The following is a 19,634-nucleotide window of genomic DNA, read 5'->3' on the forward strand; positions in this document are numbered from 1 at the left end:
CTCAAATGGAAAAACCAAAAATTGTTTTACAGTTGGAAGTGACTTTAAAGATTGAATTGTACATAACTGATTACGGAGATAAACCGTTTTTGAAATTAAACCGGTCAGTAAGTATTGATGAAGATAAAAATATTATAGCTCTAAATCTTTCAGATCTGCGAATATCAGATTTAAGTTTTCTTGCGGATCTTAAAGATTTGCAATCTCTTTATTTAGATAGTAATATTATCGAGGATTTAAGTTTTATTAAAAATTTAATTAACTTAAAAAATTTAAGTTTAAATGAAAATAGTATTTCAGATGTAGATTCGTTGTCAGGTTTGATCAATCTGGAAATACTGAATTTAAGTGAAAATAATATATTGAATATTACAGCTCTAAGTAAATTAAAAAAAATAAAGCATTTAAATATTAGTAGCAATAATATTACTGATATTTCTATAATTAAAGCATTTAAAAATTTAAAAGCTTTATATGCTGATGATAACTCAATTTCCGATTTAGTTTGTATATCATCTCTTCTAAGTTTAAAACGAATCAATTTTTCCAAAAATAAAATCACCGATATTTCAAGTTTAAAAAAACTAAAATATTTGCAAGAATTTATATTTTCCAATAATCGGATTTTTGATTTAAGTCCTATACTTAGTTTAATTAAAAATAAGGATTTTACAAGATCATATAATTTTTTTGAAAACCCTTTAGTTTATCCTCCAACTGAAGTTTATTTAAGAGGTGATCAGCCCATAATTAAATGGTTTGAGATAATATGTGAAAAAGCAAATTCTCGAATTGCTCAATGTTTGGAAAAAAATGAGATATCATTAAACTTAGGTAATTGTGGTATCACTGATCTCACTTTAATACCTGAATTGTTTAAATGTATTCAACTCGAAGAATTAATATTAAGTAATGAATGGGCTGAATATTCTGATAATGATTGGACCAAGGTAATTAGTCGAGAATATGATTTGGAAAATAATTTATACGAAATACCAAACCAAATATCGAAATTAAAAAAAATAAAAAGGCTAATTGTTGGTGGTGATTGGAAAAATAATAAGAGAAAAAATAGTTGGAGAATTCGCGACGTGAAAAATCTTGGCACGTTAACTAATCTTGAATATTTAAATATAAGTAATAATAAAATTTACTCTGTTACTATTCTTAAAAAATTATACAAACTCAAACATATTCATATTAATAATAATGAAATAAGTTCAATTTCTTTTTCAGGACATTTTGAGACTTTAGAGTCACTAAACGCAAGTAATAATAATCTATCGAGTATTAGCTTTTTAAAAGATTTAAAATCAATTAAAATGCTGGATATACATTCCAATAAAATAGAAAACATTAATGATTTAGAATCTATTTTATCTTCACTTAAAAAGCTTGTTATTGACAACAACCCCTTTGTAGTCGAACAAAATTGGAAGCTTTCAAAATATGAAAATCACCTTAGTACTATTGAGAATTATTTTAGTAAAAAGAATGCTACAGAAACTATAAGTTATAAACTTCCAGTGAAAGTTTTATTATTAGGGAATCATGGTGCAGGAAAGTCCACTTTATTGGATTATCTAATGGCCTCTAACAAAAGAACAAGAAAAATAAAAGAACAAAGCGATAGTACACATATTGTCAGGATTGAAAAATATCCTAGAACAAAAACCAAAAGACTACCTGACATTATATACTTTGATTTTGGTGGTCAAGATTATTATCATGGTATTTATAACGCATTTTTAACAAATGATGCAATTAATATTTTATTATGGAATCTAAAAACTAATGAAAACAAAATTCGAATAGACAAGGGAAACAATGTTTTGACTAGAGATTTTACAAAAAATTACTGGTTACATCAATTAAAGCATCAATATGCTGATAAAGAAAACGTTCCAAGTAATCAGGAAATATTAAAAAATGAGGTGGTGTTAGTCGCACAAACTCATGCTGATGAAGATGTTAGAGTTACAGAAAATACAAATATTAAAGGAATCAATATAAAAAATGAATTCCATATCTCTCTGGATCAAGGTTCTGTAGATGCAAAAAAAATCCATAAAATTAATTTAAATTTTCTTGAATCATATCTTAATTATGAAATTGAGGAAAAGAAAAGTCAAAGTAATTATAATGTAATTCAACCGCAATGGTACGGAGATTTTTTAAATTTTATTTTTAATTTTTCTTCCGAAAAATGTACTAATCTCAAAGATTTATTAAAAAATTACAAACGAAAGCCGGAAAGGAGTGAAACTGATGCAGATATTTTTAACTTTTTAATTGAAGACCTAGATCAATTACATAGGCAAGGTTTGATTTTATACTACAAAAATTTCAATGAATTAAATGATGTGGTATGGTTAAACCCTTCTCTGCTTACAACTTTCATACATTCTAAAATTTTAACTAAAGAGGATTTGATAAACAATGGAGGAGAAGTATGTGAAAAAAAATTTTATAGTATAGCTAATGAAGACTCCAAAATAATTAAATTACTCCAACTGCAAAAGGTTGTATTTCATGATAAAGAACATAAAAAATATATAATACCTAGTTTTTTACCATTAGCAAATGATATTAAAGTAAAAAACAATTATGATATTTTAACTTTCGGACTTGATGAACCCGCCTTCACATTAAAATTTAAAAATTTCATACCCTTTGGTATTGTGAACCAGTTAATTTGCCATTTCGGAAATAATCACGATAGTAAATTTTTTTGGAGGGATCAATTAATATTTACTTTAGATAATTCAGTTAAAGTTTTGATCAAATTAGACTTTAATAATTTAGAAATATTTGTTTTTTTAAGTAATAAAAATCTAGTAAATAAAGATTTACAAATTATCGAAAGATATATTTTTAATTGCTTAATTGCAATCTACCATGATGTTCCGTTGTTGGCATTTAGAGATTATCAAAATGATCAATTGACTATAACTATAAATACTGAAATTGATGATGTTTTATTAAAGAAAAAGCCAATAGTTAGAAATTCATTAACGGTTAATTTCATTGATATTATTAACAAACTTCCAGATGATTTATATATATCACTAGACAATGAATATTTTGTTAAGGGTACTATGCTGAATTCTGTTAAAAATGACTTTAGGATTTCTTCTATGGCAACAATAGCAGAACCAGTACAAAAAAGTCCCGAAACTGGTGAAAATTATATCATTAGAACATTATCAAAGGTTCATTCAAAAGAATTGCCCATTTATCAATTCCAAAATTTCACCAATCAAAATTTAAAAAAAATGAAAAAAATATTTATATCATATTCAAAAGATGACTTATCATTAGTTCATGAATTTGAAGATCATTTATCTTCTTTAAAAAGAGATGGTATAATTTCAACTTGGTATTGCACCGAATTAATTGCGGGTGGTGAATGGGATAAAGATATTACAAAACATTTTGAAGAGGCAGATATCGTTTGCTTTATGGTCAGTTCAAATCTAATGCGAACTGATTATATACATAAATATGAGATAGCTAAAGCTTTTGAAAAAAAAGAAAATGACGAGAGTTTTAAAATAGTTCCAATTATTTTGGATTTTTGTAGTTGGAGTACCATGAAAAATAATTTGAGTAAATTTTCTGCTTTGCCCTACACAGCAAAACCAGTTTGCGATTTTGATAATAAGAATATGGCTTGGTATGTGATTGTTGAATGTATTAGAATTATGATTACTTCTGATGAACAACCAACAGGCGATGATTGGTTTGAACAAAAGGAGTTGCCAAAAAACATTAAAAACATCTATGAAAGAATTGTTAATAAATCAGTAGATAAAAACAACTGATAAAATTATTGATTTGTATTATGCGTTAAAAAATGAAAAGGACTCTTTTAAATAATTAGAAATTGATTTTGAAGAAAAAGCATTTTACGATATCCTAAAGGCTTTATCTGACAAATACGACTCAATTACCCTGATGATAAATTATTGGTTTTAGCGCAAAAGGTAAAGCTTGTAGTAGGTGAAAAAGCCAAGTATACTGACCGGAGCAACAGTGAAGATATAAAAGCAGAGTTAAAAGTAGACTTAATTATTTTTTTTGCAGAAAGTGGCTATCCACTAGTGGATCGTGATGAAATTTATAAAGAGATTTTTGAGCAAGCAGAAAATTTTAAGAAATATAGAAGTTGATATTTGCTTTGTGAATTGGTTAGTTAAAGTATCTACCCAATTAAAGAATACGAAGCTTAAAATTATTTTGCTCGTCTTTAAATAATTAACAGTACTCATTATTCATTGAAACTTAGTTTTTGAAATGAATATTGGAGTCAAATTCAGAATAACTTTTTAGGCTTTTAAAGAGCCAAAAGTTATTTCCGAATATTATAACCGAATACATATTTGGCCTATAATTATTCTTTTGTCTTTTGATTTGAAGTTTTTTATCTAAATATTGTTCTAGATCTGATATTAAGCTTATTTATGGATTCGTCTATTTGTTTCAGTGAAATGTATTAAAGTGTTTTTTTTAGAAAAAGTGTCTGATGACTTGGTGAGTTAAGTTATTCAACAAGAGTCTTAGCTGTTGTTTATACTTTTTTACTTCATTGTCTTCAAAAGTTAAATGATGTAGTAAGTGTAGTAAATGTAGGTCTAAAACAAAGAATTATTTTTATAAATAATGAAAGTAAACTTGAAAGTTATTGAGTATCCGTTATGGTCTGGATAGTCTTAATTCTAGAAAAGTGTGAAAATAGTGTGAATATTAGAAAACAAAAAAGCTTCCAATTTCTTGGAAGCTATGATTTTAGTGGTGACCTCGACTGGATTCAAACCAGTAACCTCTTGAGCCGTAATCAAGTGCGCTATTCAGTTGCGCCACGAGGCCATTTTTTCACCCTTAACGGGCTGCAAATATATTTCTTTTTAACTTTACAGCAAAATAAGAATTAGTAAAAAATATGGATTTTAAAAAGTATATACGCGATATTCACGATTTTCCGAAGCAAGGCATTGTTTTTAAGGATATTACAACCTTACTAAGTAATCCGGAAATTTTAAACAAAGCAGCAAATGAGCTGTATGAATTCGTGAAAACCGAGAAAATAGATAAAGTTATCGGTTTAGAAAGCCGGGGTTTTCTCTTTGGACCGCTTTTAGCAGCCAAATTAAATGCTGGTTTTGTGCCTATTAGAAAGCCAGGAAAATTACCGCATGATGTGTTGAGTGTAACCTATGAATTGGAATATGGGACGGATACTTTAGAACTACACAAAGACAGTATTTTACCAGGAGAGCGGGTATTACTTCATGATGACGTATTGGCTACTGGAGGCACAGCTAAGGCCGCTCTTGAGTTAATACGTGAATTGGGTGGTGAAGTGGTGCAATGTAATTTTTTAATAGAATTAGGGTTTCTTAACGGAAGAGAAAAGCTAAATGGAGCTGCAGTTGCTTCTTTAATACAATATTAGGCTAGAGCATTGGTGGTTACAAAATAACGCCAACCAATAAGTGCTAATTGAAATTTAGAAGCTTTCGCTAAATCCAATCGCTTTTTAGTGAATGAAGGTAATAGTAGGGTATTCAATTTTGCAATAATTTTGAATATAGATTGCTTCATTTTTAATTCTTTATGCAAATATAACTGTAAATTTTAAGTAAGAAGACTGCCGTATGGCAGTCTTTGATAATTATAGGCCTATATGATTTTTTCTTATGCGAGAGTCATGATCAGTGACAGCATCATTAATACTAATAGTTTAGCGAGAATAATCATAGTTGAAAGTTTTAAAGGTTATTAATTGATTGTTTGATGAATATATATAATAGTAATACTATTAACCAAATGGTATGATCCGATTTATTAAAAGTGCATATGGTTATGTTATCATTTTAATGAAATTTGTTTTAATGTGAAACCATGATCGCTGTATATGTGTTTTAAATACGTAGTTTAAAAGTTGTTTATTGTTTTAAATTAAAACTATTGTAGGGTATTTTTTAGCATTTTGTTGCGGACCAAGGGAGTTTTGGTGTTTTTTAAAGCTTTTTTTATGGTTTTCATTTTTTTTAAACTGAGCCATTATTAATTTGCGGAAGATTTTTAATCAAGCCATAAAACAATTTTTACGACTATTTCGGGGTATAATTATTTAAGTAAACTTCTGTTTTTCACGAGCAGTATTGAGTTAAAAATTAATATAGTTTAAAGAGGTATAAAAAATTTGTACTTCAGTTATATTTGTCAAAAAACAACAGCATGCAAAACATACTTTTTATTATTGCCGGTTTGGTCCTTTTAATTTTAGGAGGGAGTTGGCTTTTAAAATCTGCGGTGGCCTTATCATTGCGTTTGAATATTCCTAAAATAGTAATAGGGATGACTGTGGTTTCGTTTGCCACTTCAGCTCCGGAACTTATTGTAAGTATAAAGGCGGCCTTAGATGGTTTTCCAGATTTAGCATTAGGAAATGTTGTAGGCTCTAATATTGCAAATTTAGGTCTAGTTCTAGGAGTAACTATAGTACTGGGCTCTATTGATGTTAAAAAGAGTTTTTACACGACAGATTGGCCTGTGATGATAATTGCTTCCTTGTTGTTTTTCGGCTTTATTTATTTTGACCATGAGATTCAACGCTACGAGGGTATTGCAATGGTTGTATTCTTAGTTGCTTTTTTAATCTATCTTTTGCGTTTTCAGAAACCAGCTGTGGAAGATGAGCAGCCTGAAGATGATATTTTATTACCAAATTATAAAACAGCCTTATTCTTGATATTAGGTGGGGTAGCCTTATGGGGAGGATCGGAGCTTCTAATTTCGGGCGCCGTAGGTTTAGCGAAGTTCTATAATGTAAGTGAGCGTGTAATTGCTGTGACCGTGGTGTCTATAGGAACTAGTATTCCGGAATTAGCAGCGTCAATCATTGCCGTTATTAAAAAGGAGAAGGCTATTTCTTTAGGGAATTTAATAGGGTCTAATATTTTTAATTTACTAGCAGTATTAGGAATCACGTCTATTATAACGCCTATTAAAGCTAAAGACTTAGGACTTTTAGATAATGATATTTTCTGGATGTTGGGAATATCTTTTTTACTATTGCCGCTAGTATTTTTTCCAAAACGAATGCGTTTGGGGAAATGGGAAGGAATTGTCTTGTTGTTATTTTACTTGGTATTTATTTACTTTACTATATAGTATGCATCGCATTTACAACGATTACCACTAATAGTCTATAAGGAATAAAAAAAGAGCTGTTGGTTAACCAGCAGCTCTTTTTATGTATAAAAATTTATAATTTAAGCTTAATTATATCTTAGCTGTTTTAACAGTTTTGATAATTCTAGCTGCAATTTTGTATGGATCACCATTAGAAGCAGGACGTCTATCTTCAAGCCATCCTTTATATCCTTTTTGAACAGCAATTAATGGAATACGGATTGAAGCACCTCTATCAGAAACACCCCAAGAGAAATCAGTAATAGCAGCAGTTTCGTGTAAACCAGTTAAACGTTGATCGTTAAACTCACCATAAACATCAATATGTTCTTTAACAAATGGTCTGAAAGCTTCACAAATTGCAGCATAAACTTCTTTGCTTCCACTAGTTCTTAATGCAGTGTTAGAGAAGTTAGCATGCATACCTGAACCATTCCAATCCATATCTTTTCCTAATGGTTTTGGGTGATATTCAATGTAGTAACCATATTTTTCAGTTAATCTGTCTAGAAGGTATCTTGCAATCCAGATTTCATCACCAGCTTTTTTAGCCCCTTTTGCAAATAATTGGAATTCCCATTGTCCAGAAGCAACCTCTTGGTTAATTCCTTCAAAGTTTAAACCAGCTGCTATACATAAATCAGCATGTTCTTCAACTAAATCTCTACCATGAGTATTTTTACCACCAACAGAACAGTAGTACATACCTTGTGGTGCAGGATATCCGCCAATTGGGAAACCTAAAGGTAATTGTGTTTTAGTATCCATGATGAAATATTCTTGCTCAAAACCAAACCAGAAATCTTCATCTTCATCATCAATTGTAGATCTACCATTAGAAACGTGAGGAGTTCCATCAGGATTCATAACCTCAGTCATTACTAAATATCCATTGATTCTATCTGGATCAGGATATATAGCTACAGGTACTAACAAACAATCAGAAGATCCGCCTTCAGCTTGTCTAGTAGATGATCCGTCGAAAGACCAGTTACCTAATTCTTCTAAAGTTCCTTTGAAATCTTCATGCTCTTCAACTTTTGTTTTGCTTCGCATGTTTTGTGTTGGAAAGTATCCATCTAACCAGATGTATTCTAATTTAATTTTGGCCATAATATTAACTAATTATAATTCTTTTAGATTAACACAAAAGTAAATTTTTTTAGCTTTACTTGAAATATTTTAGGGGGTAAATATGAGATTTATAACATTATTTCGCCTAGACTATATATTTTTTAGGGTTAATTATAAAAAACATATTTTTTCGGGTGGTAAATTATTAAATCGCTAATTTTGCTTTCCTTGTTTTTAAAGTATTCAATATGTCTAAAATTAGAATAGAAGCAATCACTCGTAGTCAAAATAGACCACGTATTACTATAGAAGAAAATGGCAGGCGTTCTGAGATATTCGGAATTAATGTTTTTAATGAAGAACGTATGTTGCAATACTTAACAAAAGATGCTTTAGAAAGCGTTCGTAGTGCAATTTTTTCTGGTTCTAAAATAGATCGTAAAATAGCTGATCAGGTAGCAGAATCTATGAAAGCTTGGGCAATTACAATGGGTGCAACTCATTATACGCACTGGTTTCAACCCTTGACTGGTGCTACAGCTGAAAAGCACGATGCTTTTTTCGATTTATTACCCGATGGCCGTGCATTAGAGAAATTTGGTGGTGGTCAATTGGTGCAGCAAGAACCTGATGCTTCTAGCTTTCCTAGTGGTGGAATTCGAAATACATTTGAGGCAAGAGGATATACGGCATGGGACCCTACATCTTCAGCATTTATCTACGGAACAACGCTTTGTATTCCAACAATTTTTGTGTCGTACACAGGTGAGGCTTTAGATAATAAAGCACCTTTACTAAGAGCACTGAGTGCTGTAGATGAAGCTGCAACGGCAGTAGCTAAATATTTTGATAAAACAGTTTCTAAAGTAAATGCCACATTAGGTTGGGAGCAAGAATATTTTTTATTAGATAAGGCACTTGCAGTTTCTAGGCCTGATATTGTTATGACAGGCAGAACTTTAATAGGAAATCAGGCCGCAAAAGGCCAACAATTAGATGATCACTATTTTGGAGTAATTCCGGATCGTGTATTGAGTTTCATGAGCGACTTGGAAAAGGAATGCACCAAACTAGGAATTCCGGTAAAAACAAGGCATAATGAGGTGGCGCCTAATCAGTTTGAATTGGCACCTGTTTTCGAGGAAGCCAATCTGGCCGTAGACCACAACTTACTCCTTATGGATGTAATGGATAAGATTGCTGATAAGCATAATTTTAAAGTGCTATTTCATGAAAAGCCATTTGCAGGTATCAATGGGTCCGGGAAACATAATAACTGGTCGCTAGCTACAGATACCGGTGTAAACCTATTAAGTCCTGGGTCTACTCCAATGAAGAACCTTCAGTTTTTAACCTTTTTTATCAATACGATAAAAGCTGTAGATACTTATGAAGAGTTGTTGCGTGCATCAATTGCATCGGCGAGTAACGATCATCGTTTGGGGGCAAATGAAGCGCCCCCTGCTATATTTTCTATTTTTGTAGGAACACAACTGGGGAATGTTTTAGATGAATTAGAAGGGGTTTCTCAAGGAAAATTGTCTCCTGAAGAAAAAACGGAACTCAAACTAAATGTTGTTGGTAAAATTCCGGAAATATTATTAGATAATACGGATAGAAATAGAACTTCTCCTTTTGCATTTACAGGAAATAAATTTGAAATGCGTGGCGTTGGCTCAAAGAGTAATTGTGCTAAACCAATGACAGTTTTAAATACTATAGTTGCTAAACAACTTATAGATTTTAAGAAAGAGGTAGATGCCTTAATTGATAAGAAGAGTCTTAAGAAAGATGAGGCTGTTTTTAATATTTTAAGAGAATATATCAAAACATCTAAACGTATTCGTTTTGACGGTGATGGGTATAGTAGAGAGTGGGAGAAAGAAGCAGAACGCAGAAAATTAAGTAATAATAAAACAACACCGGCAGCACTTCAAGTTCTAACATCTAAAGCAAGTTTAGATTTGTTTAGAACAATGAAGGTGATGAGTGAGGTAGAGGTAGCTGCTCGTAAAGAGGTGGAATTGGAAACCTACATTTTTCAAATTCAAATAGAAGGGAGAATGTATAATGAGCTCGTCTATAGCTATATTATTCCAGCGGCTATAGCCTATCAAAATGATTTGATCAAGAATGTTATGGGGCTAAAAGATATTTATGGAGCTGCACATAAAAAACTTACAGATGGTCAATTATCGATCATTGAGCAAATCGCGGAGCATATTGTGGAAGTAAAAAAACAGTCAGATCTTATGACGGATGCACGAAGAAGTGCGAACCGTTTGAAAGATGTTAATAAGAAAGCTTTTGCTTATTGTGATTCCGTAAAACCTTATTTTGATAAAATTCGTTTGCACTGTGATAAGCTAGAAAGTATTATGGATAATAATCTTTGGCCATTAACAAAATACAGAGAACTATTGTTTCAAAAATAATATCACATTTTTTTTAACTAAAAGCACTCAAATAGGGGTGCTTTTTTTTTTGATTCCACTATTTTTGTCGAAAATCAACATTCATGAGTTCATCAAACAGCGAAAGATATAATCAAAGAGGTGTTTCCGCATCTAAAGAAGACGTGCATAATGCTATAAAAAATATAGATAAAGGATTGTTTCCAAAAGCATTCTGTAAAATTGTACCTGATTATTTAACGAATGATGAAGCGTATTGTTTGGTGATGCATGCGGATGGAGCGGGAACAAAATCGTCTTTGGCTTACATGTACTGGAAAGAAACTGGAGATTTATCGGTTTGGAAAGGTATTGCTCAAGATGCCTTGATTATGAATATTGATGACCTTATTTGTGTTGGTGCTACAGATAATATCATGTTGTCTTCTACTATAGGGCGAAACAAAAATAAAATTCCTGGTGAAGTGTTATCAGCAATTATTAATGGAACAGAAGAGTTAATTTCAGACTTAAAAAATCACGGTGTTATAATTCATTCTACTGGAGGTGAAACGGCAGATGTAGGCGATTTAGTGCGTACCATTATTGTTGATTCAACCGTTACTGCACGCCTTAAAAGAGCGGATGTAATTGACAATGCAAATATAAAAGCGGGAGATGTTATTGTAGGTTTAGAGTCCTTCGGACAGGCAAACTATGAGAAAGAATATAATGGCGGAATGGGAAGTAATGGATTGACTTCTGCACGCCATGATGTATTTTCAAAATATTTAGCAGATAAATATCCTGAGAGTTTTGATGCTGAGGTACCAGAAGATTTGGTGTATTCAGGGAAAGTTAAATTAACAGATTCTGTTAAAGATGCTCCTTTAGATGCAGGTAAATTGGTATTGTCTCCTACAAGAACGTACGCGCCAATAGTAAAAAAGGTTTTAGAGAAATATTCACGTGAGGACATTCATGGTATGGTACACTGTAGTGGTGGGGCGCAGACCAAAATTCTTCATTTTATAGATAACCTACATATTATAAAAGATAACCTTTTTGAAGTTCCTCCGTTGTTTAAATTAATACAAGAACAGTCTAAGACAGATTGGAAAGAAATGTATCAAGTATTCAATTGCGGACACCGCTTAGAATTTTATGTAAATGAAGCAGTGGCGCTAGATCTAATCCAGATAGCCGATTCTTTTGGTGTGCGTGGTAGAATTGTAGGTAGGGTAGAAGAAAGCCCAACAAAGAAATTGACAATAAAAAGTCAAAACGGAACTTTTGAGTACTAGTATATACGATAAGAGGTAGTTTTTCGTTGTGTCATTAAACGGAATAGTATTATGGAAAGAAAGGCATTTTTAAAAACACTTGGCGCAGGAGCAGCTTTTGCTTTAACATTCTCTTGTTTACACGGTTGTTCTTCTGATAGTGAAAGTGGTGAGACAGCTCCAGAAGAAGAGGGGGAGGTGCCAACTGGTGTTGATATTACGGTGGATTTAAATGCTAGTACTTCGTCTAATCTTCAAAATAATGGAGGTTTTATTTTTGTAAAATCGAAAGATAAATTTACAGAGACCGATATTATTATTGTTAGAAATTTGCAAGGAGAGTTGGTTGCAGCTAGTAAGTATTGTAGTCATGAGAATAACCCTAACATATTATTTGTAAATGAAAATGATGGTATCTATGAGTGTAATGTTCATGGGTCTAGATTTGCGCAAGATGGGACTCCATTAAACTCCATAACAAGCAACCCTCTTAAAGTTTTTAAAACAGAAGTTTTAGCCAATGATATCTTACGTATTTTTGAGGCGTAAACTTCTGAAATTATGAGAAAGCTATTTTTTCTACTTTTATTTTTTTGTGCACTAGTTGTAAATGCACAAAACTGGCAAAAATCTTTTGCCGATGCACAAGCGCTTTCGAAGAGAAATAATCAACCTATTGTATTGGTTTTTGCTGGTTCAGATTGGTGTGCTCCATGTATAAAGTTAGATCGAGATATCTGGCAATCTGAGGAGTTTAAAAAATATGCAGAAACGCATTATGTGTTATATAAGGCAGATTTTCCACGCCGAAAATCCAATAAACTTCCTCTAGAGATAGAAAATCAGCATAAAATATTAGCGGATAAATACAATACTAAAGGATATTTTCCGCTTGTAGTGGTTTTAAATGAAAAAGGTGAAATTTTAGGGGAAACTGGATACAAGAAAGTGACACCAAATGAGTATATTTCAGTCATAAATGAATTTTTAGATTGAAAAATGCCCCCCTTTATTTACTGTTATTCTTTTCGATACTGGTAAATAGTCAAGAGAAAAAATATGTAACCATATCCGAAACCATGAAACTTATGGGTTCTCGGTTTGATATCACTATTGTTGCAGAAGCAGAGAGTACCGCTAAGAAAAATATTGCGGATGCTGTTGCGGAAATCAGTAGAATAGAAAAGATGATATCTTCTTGGGATGAAACCTCGGAAACCTCAGAAATAAATAGAAATGCAGGAATTAAGCCTGTAAAAGTTAGTGCAGAATTATTCGGATTAATAGAACGATCTATTAAGATTTCGGAGATTACAGATGGTGCTTTTGATATTTCTTATGCTTCAATGGATAAGGTATGGAAATTTGATGGGAGCATGAGGCATCCTCCTACTTCAGAACAAATAACAGCATCAATTGCTAAAGTGGGGTATCAAAAAATTCAATTGGATAAAGAGCAGCTAACCGTTTTTTTGCCTGATGAAGGAATGAAAATTGGTTTTGGAGCACTTGGTAAAGGCTATGCTGCGGATAAGGCAAAAGAATTGATGTTGTCAAAAAAAGTGTTTGCAGGAGTGATTAACGCATCTGGCGATTTAACCACTTGGGGTAGGCAGGCCACTGGAGAGAAATGGATTGTGGGTATAAGTAATCCATTAGATAGAGAGAAAGTGTTTTCTTGGTTGCCCTTAGATGAATCTTCAATCGCTACTTCAGGAAATTATGAAAAATATTTAGTTTTTGAAGGAGAAAAACATTCTCATATTATAGATCCTAGAACTGGATATCCTTCCAAAGGAATTAGCAGTGTTTCTGTTTTCTCTAAAAGTGCAGAGTTATGTGATGCTTTGGCAACCGCAGTATTTATTATGGGTATTGATACGGGGATTTCTTTAATAAATCAATTAAAAGAAACTGAGGTTATTGTAGTAGATTCTCAAAATAAAATTTTTAAAAGTAATGGTATTACGTTTGATAACCCGTAAATTTAAGTCTATGAGAAAAGTCCTAGTGTTATTTTTGATGGCAACTTCTTTTATGTCTTGTGTGGCAGTTAAAGAGTATGATAAGGTTTATTTAAATGATGAAGAGATGGTTTTATCAGCAAAAAATATGGACCAGTTTGAAACTAATTTTCAAATTTATCGTGAAGCTTCTGCAGGAGCAAATGGCGGTAAATCTGGAGGCGGTTGCGGTTGTAATTAAAAGAAAATTTTAAGTAAAACAAAGAATGCAAAAAAATATATTCATCTTTTTAGTCTTTCTAGGAGCTGCGCTACATGGTCAAGAAACTACCTATAAGAAACGTGTGTTGGAAACTACCGAAGTAGATGCCTTGTTTAGTTATTATAGCCAAGATGGTGCTAATGCTGCAGTATCAGGAGGAGATGGTTCAGAAGAATTAACAGATGTTACGTCAACAGTGATCGTTCGGTTACCAATGAATGATGATGACGTGTTAACCTTGGATGTAGGGATTTCAGCATATTCTTCCGCATCTTCTAGTAATATAAATCCTTTAGATGGTAGTGTCAATGAGCGTGCTAGTCCATTTATAGCTTCTTCTGGGGCCTCACAATCAGATGTTTTGGCGCATATTAATCCTACCTATCAGCACAGTTCAGATGATCGAAATAAAATTTGGAATGCTAACGCGTACTTTTCTTCAGAATATGATTATTCTTCCTTAGGAGTAGGTGGCGGTTATGCACAATTATTTAATGAGAAAAATACTGAAGTAACTATAAATGCAAAGGTCTATTTTGATTCGTGGAATCCGCAGTACCCTATAGAATTAAGAGATGGTTTTTTTGATGATCGGGTAATGGGAACTGGTACTTATGCTCCAAGTTTTACGACATTTGATTCTGAAACGCGAAATTCTTACTCTTTATCTTTAGGAGTGACGCAAATTTTGAGCAAGCGTATGCAAGGGTCTCTTTTTTTAGATGTAGTGGCGCAAGACGGTTTGTTGAGTACTCCTTTTCAGCGTGTATATTTTTCGGATAAGGAAGATTTTTTTATTGAAGATTTTCAATTGGCAGATGATGTAGAACGATTACCTGATACTCGTTTTAAAATTCCAATAGGAGGACGTTTAAACTACTTTATCAATGATTATTTGGTGCTGAGAAGTTATTATCGTTTTTATACAGATGATTGGGGAGTTACCTCTCATACTGCTAGTTTAGAGTTGCCTATAAAAATAAGCAGCTTATTTACGCTATATCCTACTTACAGGTATTATACGCAAACCGCGGCTGATTATTTTTATGCCAAAGAAGAGGCAGTGTCTACATTAGATTATTACACTTCAGATTATGATTTATCAGAATTTAATGCGCATCAATATGGATTCGGAATTCGGTATAAAGACATTTTTACGAATGCTAAACTATTGAGTTTTGGGTTAAAAACAATCGATTTGCGTTTTAGTAATTATGATCGTAGTGATGGTTTAAACTCTTATATTTTTACATTTGGGACTACTTTTGTAAGATAATTCTATTTCTTTTTTCCAATTTTGAAGCTTTGGATTTAGCCTGCTTCCGGGAAATATTTTTTCAAATTGATGATATCCAAGAATTAAGTTCTATATAAATGTGCAAATTTATTGTAATTTCGCACAAAATGTTAGCAAGGTCATGTTAGATAAGTTAAATATAGTAAAACAACGTTTTGATGAAGTGTCAGATTTGATTATTCAACCTGATGTAATTTCTGATCAAAAACGATATGTTGAGTTAAATAAGGAATATAAAGACCTTAAAAGTTTAGTTGATAAACGAGATTTATATATAGAGTTCACGAATAATATAGAAGAAGCACAAGTAATTATTTCTGACGGTAGTGATGCAGAAATGGTAGAAATGGCCAAAATGCAATTAGAAGAGGCTAAGGTAGGTCTGCCAAAATTGGAAGAAGAAATTAAAGTTCTCTTAATACCTAAAGATCCAGAAGATTCTAAAAATGTTGTGGTTGAGGTAAGAGCAGGTACTGGTGGTGATGAAGCTAGTATATTCGCTGGAGATTTATTTAGAATGTATACTAAATACTGTGAATCTAAAGGGTGGAAAACGAATGTTATAGATTTAAGTGAAGGTACTAGTGGTGGTTATAAAGAAATTCAGTTTGAAGTAACTGGGGAGAATGTCTACGGTACTTTAAAATTTGAAGCAGGAGTGCACCGTGTGCAACGTGTACCGCAAACGGAAACGCAGGGACGTGTACATACCAGTGCAGCTACAGTAATGGTATTGCCGGAAGCTGAGGATTTTGATGTTCAGATAGATCCTAAAGATGTACGTATAGATTTTTTCTGTTCTTCAGGACCAGGAGGTCAATCTGTGAACACAACATACTCAGCAGTACGTTTAACTCACATTCCGTCAGGATTGGTTGCGCAATGTCAAGATCAGAAATCGCAGCATAAAAACAAAGAAAAAGCTTTTAAGGTATTGCGTTCTCGTTTGTATGACCAAGAATTGGCAAAGAAACAAGAAGAAGATGCGGCAAAACGTAACTCGCAAGTTAGTAGTGGAGACCGTTCTGCAAAGATTAGAACCTACAACTACTCACAAGGAAGGGTTACTGATCATAGAATAGGGCTTACTTTGTACGATTTACAGAATATTGTAAATGGTGATATTCAAAAAATTATTGACGAATTAAGTCTTGTTGAGAATACTGAAAAACTAAAAGAAGCTTCAGAAATTTTTTAAAAATGACTACAGAACATTTAGTAGCGCAAATACATAAAAAACAATCTTTTTTATGTATTGGGCTAGACGTAGATTTAGCTAAGATACCTGAACATTTACTAAAGGAAGAGGATCCTATTTTTGCTTTTAATAAAGCAATTATTGATGCTACTCATGAATTTTGTGTTGCTTATAAGCCTAATACGGCTTTCTATGAAGCGTACGGTATCAAGGGGTGGATCGCTTTAGAAAAAACTATAAAATACTTGAATGATAAGTATCCTGAAATTTTCACTATAGCAGATGCTAAGAGGGGAGATATAGGGAATACATCCACCATGTATGCTAAAGCATTTTTTGATGATTTAGGCTTTGATTCTGTTACGGTAGCTCCATATATGGGAAAAGATTCTGTAGAGCCTTTTCTAGCTTTTGAAGATAAACATACTATTTTATTAGCCTTAACATCAAATGAAGGTGCTTTTGATTTTCAAACAAAAAAAATAGAAGGTAAAGAGCTGTATAAGCAAGTTTTAGAAACGTCTATTACCTATAAAAATGCTGAGAATCTAATGTATGTGGTTGGAGCTACTAAAGCAAGTTTTTTAGCAGATATTCGACAAATAATTCCTTCTAGTTTCTTGTTAGTGCCAGGTGTTGGCGCGCAAGGTGGAAGTTTGTCAGAGGTATGTAAGTACGGTATGACCCAACATGTTGGCTTATTAGTAAATTCTTCTAGAGGCATAATTTACGCATCTAAACAGGAAGATTTTGCGCAAGCAGCAAGAACATGTGCGAAAGATTTACAGAAGCAAATGAAATTAGAATTAGAACAAAAATTCTAGTTAAAATTCATTTAATAATTTCTCTAGCTTTTGAGCTTTAGATTCAAAGAAATCGCCCAATTTGGTGTTTGCATACTGAATATTGTTAGCCTTTTCTATAAAGTTCTGATATAGAAATTCCAATGCTGTAATAGAATATTCTTCTTTATTTAATGCTTTAACTGCCCCTACTTTACAGTGTTGATTATTCATAGTGTTTCTCGTTATTTTCATTATAACAAATATACGTTGAAATGCAGGTTATGGATGTTTACTATTCGTTATATGTAGCTAAAAATCAGGTGTTTTGTATAGCGATTTCATTTTTACTTGTAAATGATTCTAGAAAGTATTGATGATTTTAAATAAACTCCGTTTTTAGTCGTTCTACTCATAATTCTTTCTATTAAAAAAATTAAGTACATTTACAAAAAAAGAACCGATTGCTAAGTTATACCAAACACAAACATAAAACTTCTACAAAATGGGTGACTTTTGTTCATGGAGCAGGAGGGAGCTCTACCATTTGGTTTAAGCAGGTTCGGGAGTTCAGAAAGCATTTTAACGTATTGCTTCTAGATTTAAGAGGGCACGGAAATTCTAAAGTAAACTTGAAAGATGCTTTTAGTGATAAGTATACTTTTGATTTTATCACCGATGATATTTTACATGTAATTGACCATGAGAAAATAGAAAAATCTCATTTTGTAGGTATTTCATTGGGTACCATTTTAATAAGAAATTTAGCAGAAAAATATCCGAATCGTGTAGAAAGCATGATTATGGGCGGAGCAATTATGAAATTGAATTTAAGGTCTCAGGTTTTAATACGCTTGGGGGTTATTTTTAAGTCCGTTGTGCCGTATTTGTGGTTGTATAAGTTTTTTGCGTTCATTATCATGCCTAATAAGAACCATAAAGAGTCTAGGTCGCTATTTGTTAGAGAAGCAAAGAAATTATACCAGAAAGAGTTTATTAGATGGTTTAAGCTTACCTCAGAGATTAATCCGCTTTTGCGTTTCTTTAGAATGGTAGATATTAAAATACCTACCTTGTATGTAATGGGTAGAGAAGACTATTTGTTTTTACCTTCTATAGAAAAGATAGTGGCTTCACATGCCAATTCAGAATTATTTGTTGTTGAAAAATGTGGGCATGTGGTAAATGTAGAACAGCCACTAGTATTTAATAAAACCGTTATTTCTTATTTGTCTAAAATATAGAAATAAAAAAACCGGTGCTCCCACCGGTTTTAGACTAACTAACTCAAAAAATTACTAAACTCAAATATTATAGTTCAAAAGTAATATCATTTTTATGGACTAAGGTTAAACTAACCTTAGCTAATTGTTATTAATGTTGCTTATAACAGAATAACGCACTTTTTTTTGAGTTATTATATTTGGTAACCTATTTATTTTAAAATAGTTACAATTAATCTTGTAGGGCAAATACTTTTTGTAATAATGCTGTTGTTCTGGAAGCAGATTTAGTTCTTATTTCTTGTTCTTCTACAGCAATCATAGTATAAACACCTTTTAAAGCTTCTCCTGTTACATAATCTGTTAAGTCAGGATTAACTTGAGTAACAAAGGGTATGTTGTTATATTTGGTAATAAGATTACTCCAAACCTGATCAGCACCTACTTTAGAAAATGAATTTTTGATGACAGGACTAAAAGAGGCGTATAATTGAGTTTCTGTTGTAGATTTTAAATAATTTGTAGCAGCATCATCCGTACCTAATAAAATTTGTTTAGCATCGCTAAATGTAATTTCTTTTACAGCATCTACGAAAATAGGAGTAGCTTCTTTTACCGCATCTTCTGCTGCACGATTTAAAACTTTAAGTCCTTCGTCTGCCAAATTGCTCAAGCCCATCTTACGAAGTGTGTTATCTACTTTTTGTAATTCTTCCGGTAAGGCAATTTTCACAAGTTCATTTCTGAAAAATCCATCTTCTTGCGTAAGTTTCTGTACTTGTTTATCAATACCAAAATCTAAAGCTTGGCGTAATCCACTAGCAATTTGATCGTTACCGATAGTTCCGCTTTGTGGAAGTTGGTTTACAACTTGTTGTAATTCGTTACAGCTAAATAATAAGAACAGTGCACTTAGTGCAATAATTTTATATTTCATGGGGATTGTTTTTACAAATTT

General features: G+C 32.2%; 18 protein-coding genes and 1 tRNA gene. 14 read left to right on the forward strand and 5 right to left on the reverse strand.

Features of this window, described 5'->3' with window-relative positions; translation table 11 throughout:
- Positions 1 to 5 precede the first annotated feature (5 nt).
- Together BLQ19_RS15995 and BLQ19_RS21645 are read left to right on the forward strand one after the other, a co-directional pair.
- Complete coding sequence (locus BLQ19_RS15995; RefSeq protein ID WP_074539021.1) at positions 6 to 3,824, forward strand: leucine-rich repeat domain-containing protein; 3,819 nt, start codon at positions 6 to 8, stop codon at positions 3,822 to 3,824.
- Positions 3,825 to 3,968: 144 nt separating this feature from the next.
- A complete protein-coding gene (locus tag BLQ19_RS21645) occupies positions 3,969 to 4,172 on the forward strand; it encodes a type I restriction enzyme endonuclease domain-containing protein (protein ID WP_074539022.1) in 204 nt (67 codons plus the stop codon).
- 620 nt (positions 4,173 to 4,792) lie between these two features.
- On the opposite strand, the gene BLQ19_RS16005 is transcribed toward BLQ19_RS21645, so the two are convergent.
- Positions 4,793 to 4,869, reverse strand: a tRNA-Arg gene (locus BLQ19_RS16005).
- A gap of 73 nt (positions 4,870 to 4,942) precedes the next feature.
- Between BLQ19_RS16005 and BLQ19_RS16010 the strand changes: the two genes are divergently transcribed.
- Positions 4,943 to 5,455 carry an adenine phosphoribosyltransferase gene (locus tag BLQ19_RS16010; RefSeq protein ID WP_074539023.1) on the forward strand — a complete coding sequence of 171 codons (513 nt, stop codon included), beginning with the start codon at positions 4,943 to 4,945 and terminating at the stop codon, positions 5,453 to 5,455.
- Here BLQ19_RS16010 and BLQ19_RS16015 read toward each other — a convergent pair.
- Entirely contained in the window at positions 5,452 to 5,604 is a 153-nt protein-coding gene (locus BLQ19_RS16015; protein ID WP_074539024.1) for an SsrA-binding protein, read from the reverse strand. The two genes, BLQ19_RS16010 and BLQ19_RS16015, sit on opposite strands and share 4 nt — an antisense overlap.
- Before the next feature lie 639 nt (positions 5,605 to 6,243).
- On the opposite strand from BLQ19_RS16015, the gene BLQ19_RS16020 reads away from it, so the two are divergent.
- Entirely contained in the window at positions 6,244 to 7,179 is a 936-nt protein-coding gene (locus BLQ19_RS16020; RefSeq protein ID WP_074539025.1) for a calcium/sodium antiporter, read from the forward strand.
- Positions 7,180 to 7,290: 111 nt separating this feature from the next.
- Here BLQ19_RS16020 and BLQ19_RS16025 read toward each other — a convergent pair whose 3' ends face one another.
- Positions 7,291 to 8,313 carry a glutamine synthetase beta-grasp domain-containing protein gene (locus tag BLQ19_RS16025; protein ID WP_024479584.1) on the reverse strand — a complete coding sequence of 341 codons (1,023 nt, stop codon included), beginning with the start codon at positions 8,311 to 8,313 and terminating at the stop codon, positions 7,291 to 7,293.
- 209 nt (positions 8,314 to 8,522) lie between these two features.
- On the opposite strand from BLQ19_RS16025, the gene BLQ19_RS16030 reads away from it, so the two are divergent.
- The 9 genes from BLQ19_RS16030 to pyrF all read left to right on the forward strand — a co-directional run bounded on the left by BLQ19_RS16030 (position 8,523) and on the right by pyrF (position 17,495).
- Positions 8,523 to 10,709 carry a glutamine synthetase III family protein gene (locus BLQ19_RS16030; protein WP_074539026.1) on the forward strand — a complete coding sequence of 729 codons (2,187 nt, stop codon included), beginning with the start codon at positions 8,523 to 8,525 and terminating at the stop codon, positions 10,707 to 10,709.
- An 83-nt stretch (positions 10,710 to 10,792) separates the two neighbouring features.
- Positions 10,793 to 11,971, forward strand: a complete 1,179-nt coding sequence (locus tag BLQ19_RS16035) for an AIR synthase related protein (protein ID WP_074539027.1) — start codon at positions 10,793 to 10,795, stop codon at positions 11,969 to 11,971.
- Between the two features lie 51 nt (positions 11,972 to 12,022).
- Positions 12,023 to 12,499, forward strand: a complete 477-nt coding sequence (locus BLQ19_RS16040) for a Rieske 2Fe-2S domain-containing protein (protein ID WP_024479587.1) — start codon at positions 12,023 to 12,025, stop codon at positions 12,497 to 12,499.
- 12 nt (positions 12,500 to 12,511) lie between these two features.
- Positions 12,512 to 12,946 (forward strand): thioredoxin family protein, encoded by a 435-nt coding sequence (locus BLQ19_RS16045; protein WP_074539028.1) that lies wholly within the window; start codon positions 12,512 to 12,514, stop codon positions 12,944 to 12,946.
- Positions 12,943 to 13,935 (forward strand): FAD:protein FMN transferase, encoded by a 993-nt coding sequence (locus BLQ19_RS16050; RefSeq protein WP_024479589.1) that lies wholly within the window; start codon positions 12,943 to 12,945, stop codon positions 13,933 to 13,935. The genes BLQ19_RS16045 and BLQ19_RS16050 overlap by 4 nt, the downstream gene beginning before the upstream one ends.
- A 10-nt stretch (positions 13,936 to 13,945) precedes the next feature.
- Positions 13,946 to 14,155: a DUF4266 domain-containing protein gene (locus tag BLQ19_RS16055; RefSeq protein ID WP_024479590.1), complete on the forward strand. Its 210-nt coding sequence runs from the start codon at positions 13,946 to 13,948 to the stop codon at positions 14,153 to 14,155.
- Positions 14,156 to 14,180: 25 nt separating this feature from the next.
- Positions 14,181 to 15,452 carry a DUF3570 domain-containing protein gene (locus tag BLQ19_RS16060; RefSeq protein WP_025614237.1) on the forward strand — a complete coding sequence of 424 codons (1,272 nt, stop codon included), beginning with the start codon at positions 14,181 to 14,183 and terminating at the stop codon, positions 15,450 to 15,452.
- A gap of 142 nt (positions 15,453 to 15,594) precedes the next feature.
- Positions 15,595 to 16,671 (forward strand): peptide chain release factor 1, encoded by a 1,077-nt coding sequence (gene prfA, locus BLQ19_RS16065; RefSeq protein WP_074539029.1) that lies wholly within the window; start codon positions 15,595 to 15,597, stop codon positions 16,669 to 16,671.
- A 2-nt stretch (positions 16,672 to 16,673) separates the two neighbouring features.
- Positions 16,674 to 17,495: an orotidine-5'-phosphate decarboxylase gene (gene pyrF, locus BLQ19_RS16070; protein ID WP_074539030.1), complete on the forward strand. Its 822-nt coding sequence runs from the start codon at positions 16,674 to 16,676 to the stop codon at positions 17,493 to 17,495.
- On the opposite strand, the gene BLQ19_RS16075 is transcribed toward pyrF, so the two are convergent.
- Positions 17,496 to 17,687 (reverse strand): hypothetical protein, encoded by a 192-nt coding sequence (locus BLQ19_RS16075; RefSeq protein WP_025614239.1) that lies wholly within the window; start codon positions 17,685 to 17,687, stop codon positions 17,496 to 17,498. It lies immediately after the preceding gene.
- Positions 17,688 to 17,917: 230 nt separating this feature from the next.
- Here BLQ19_RS16075 and BLQ19_RS16080 point away from each other — a divergent pair, with 230 nt between their 5' ends.
- Positions 17,918 to 18,697, forward strand: a complete 780-nt coding sequence (locus BLQ19_RS16080; RefSeq protein WP_024479595.1) for an alpha/beta fold hydrolase — start codon at positions 17,918 to 17,920, stop codon at positions 18,695 to 18,697.
- A 211-nt stretch (positions 18,698 to 18,908) separates the two neighbouring features.
- Here BLQ19_RS16080 and BLQ19_RS16085 read toward each other — a convergent pair whose 3' ends face one another.
- Complete coding sequence (locus BLQ19_RS16085; RefSeq protein ID WP_074539031.1) at positions 18,909 to 19,613, reverse strand: DUF4197 domain-containing protein; 705 nt, start codon at positions 19,611 to 19,613, stop codon at positions 18,909 to 18,911.
- Between the last annotated feature and the right edge of the window lie 21 nt (positions 19,614 to 19,634).

Source organism: Cellulophaga baltica, assembly GCF_900102165.1.
Lineage (GTDB): Bacteria > Bacteroidota > Bacteroidia > Flavobacteriales > Flavobacteriaceae > Cellulophaga > Cellulophaga baltica.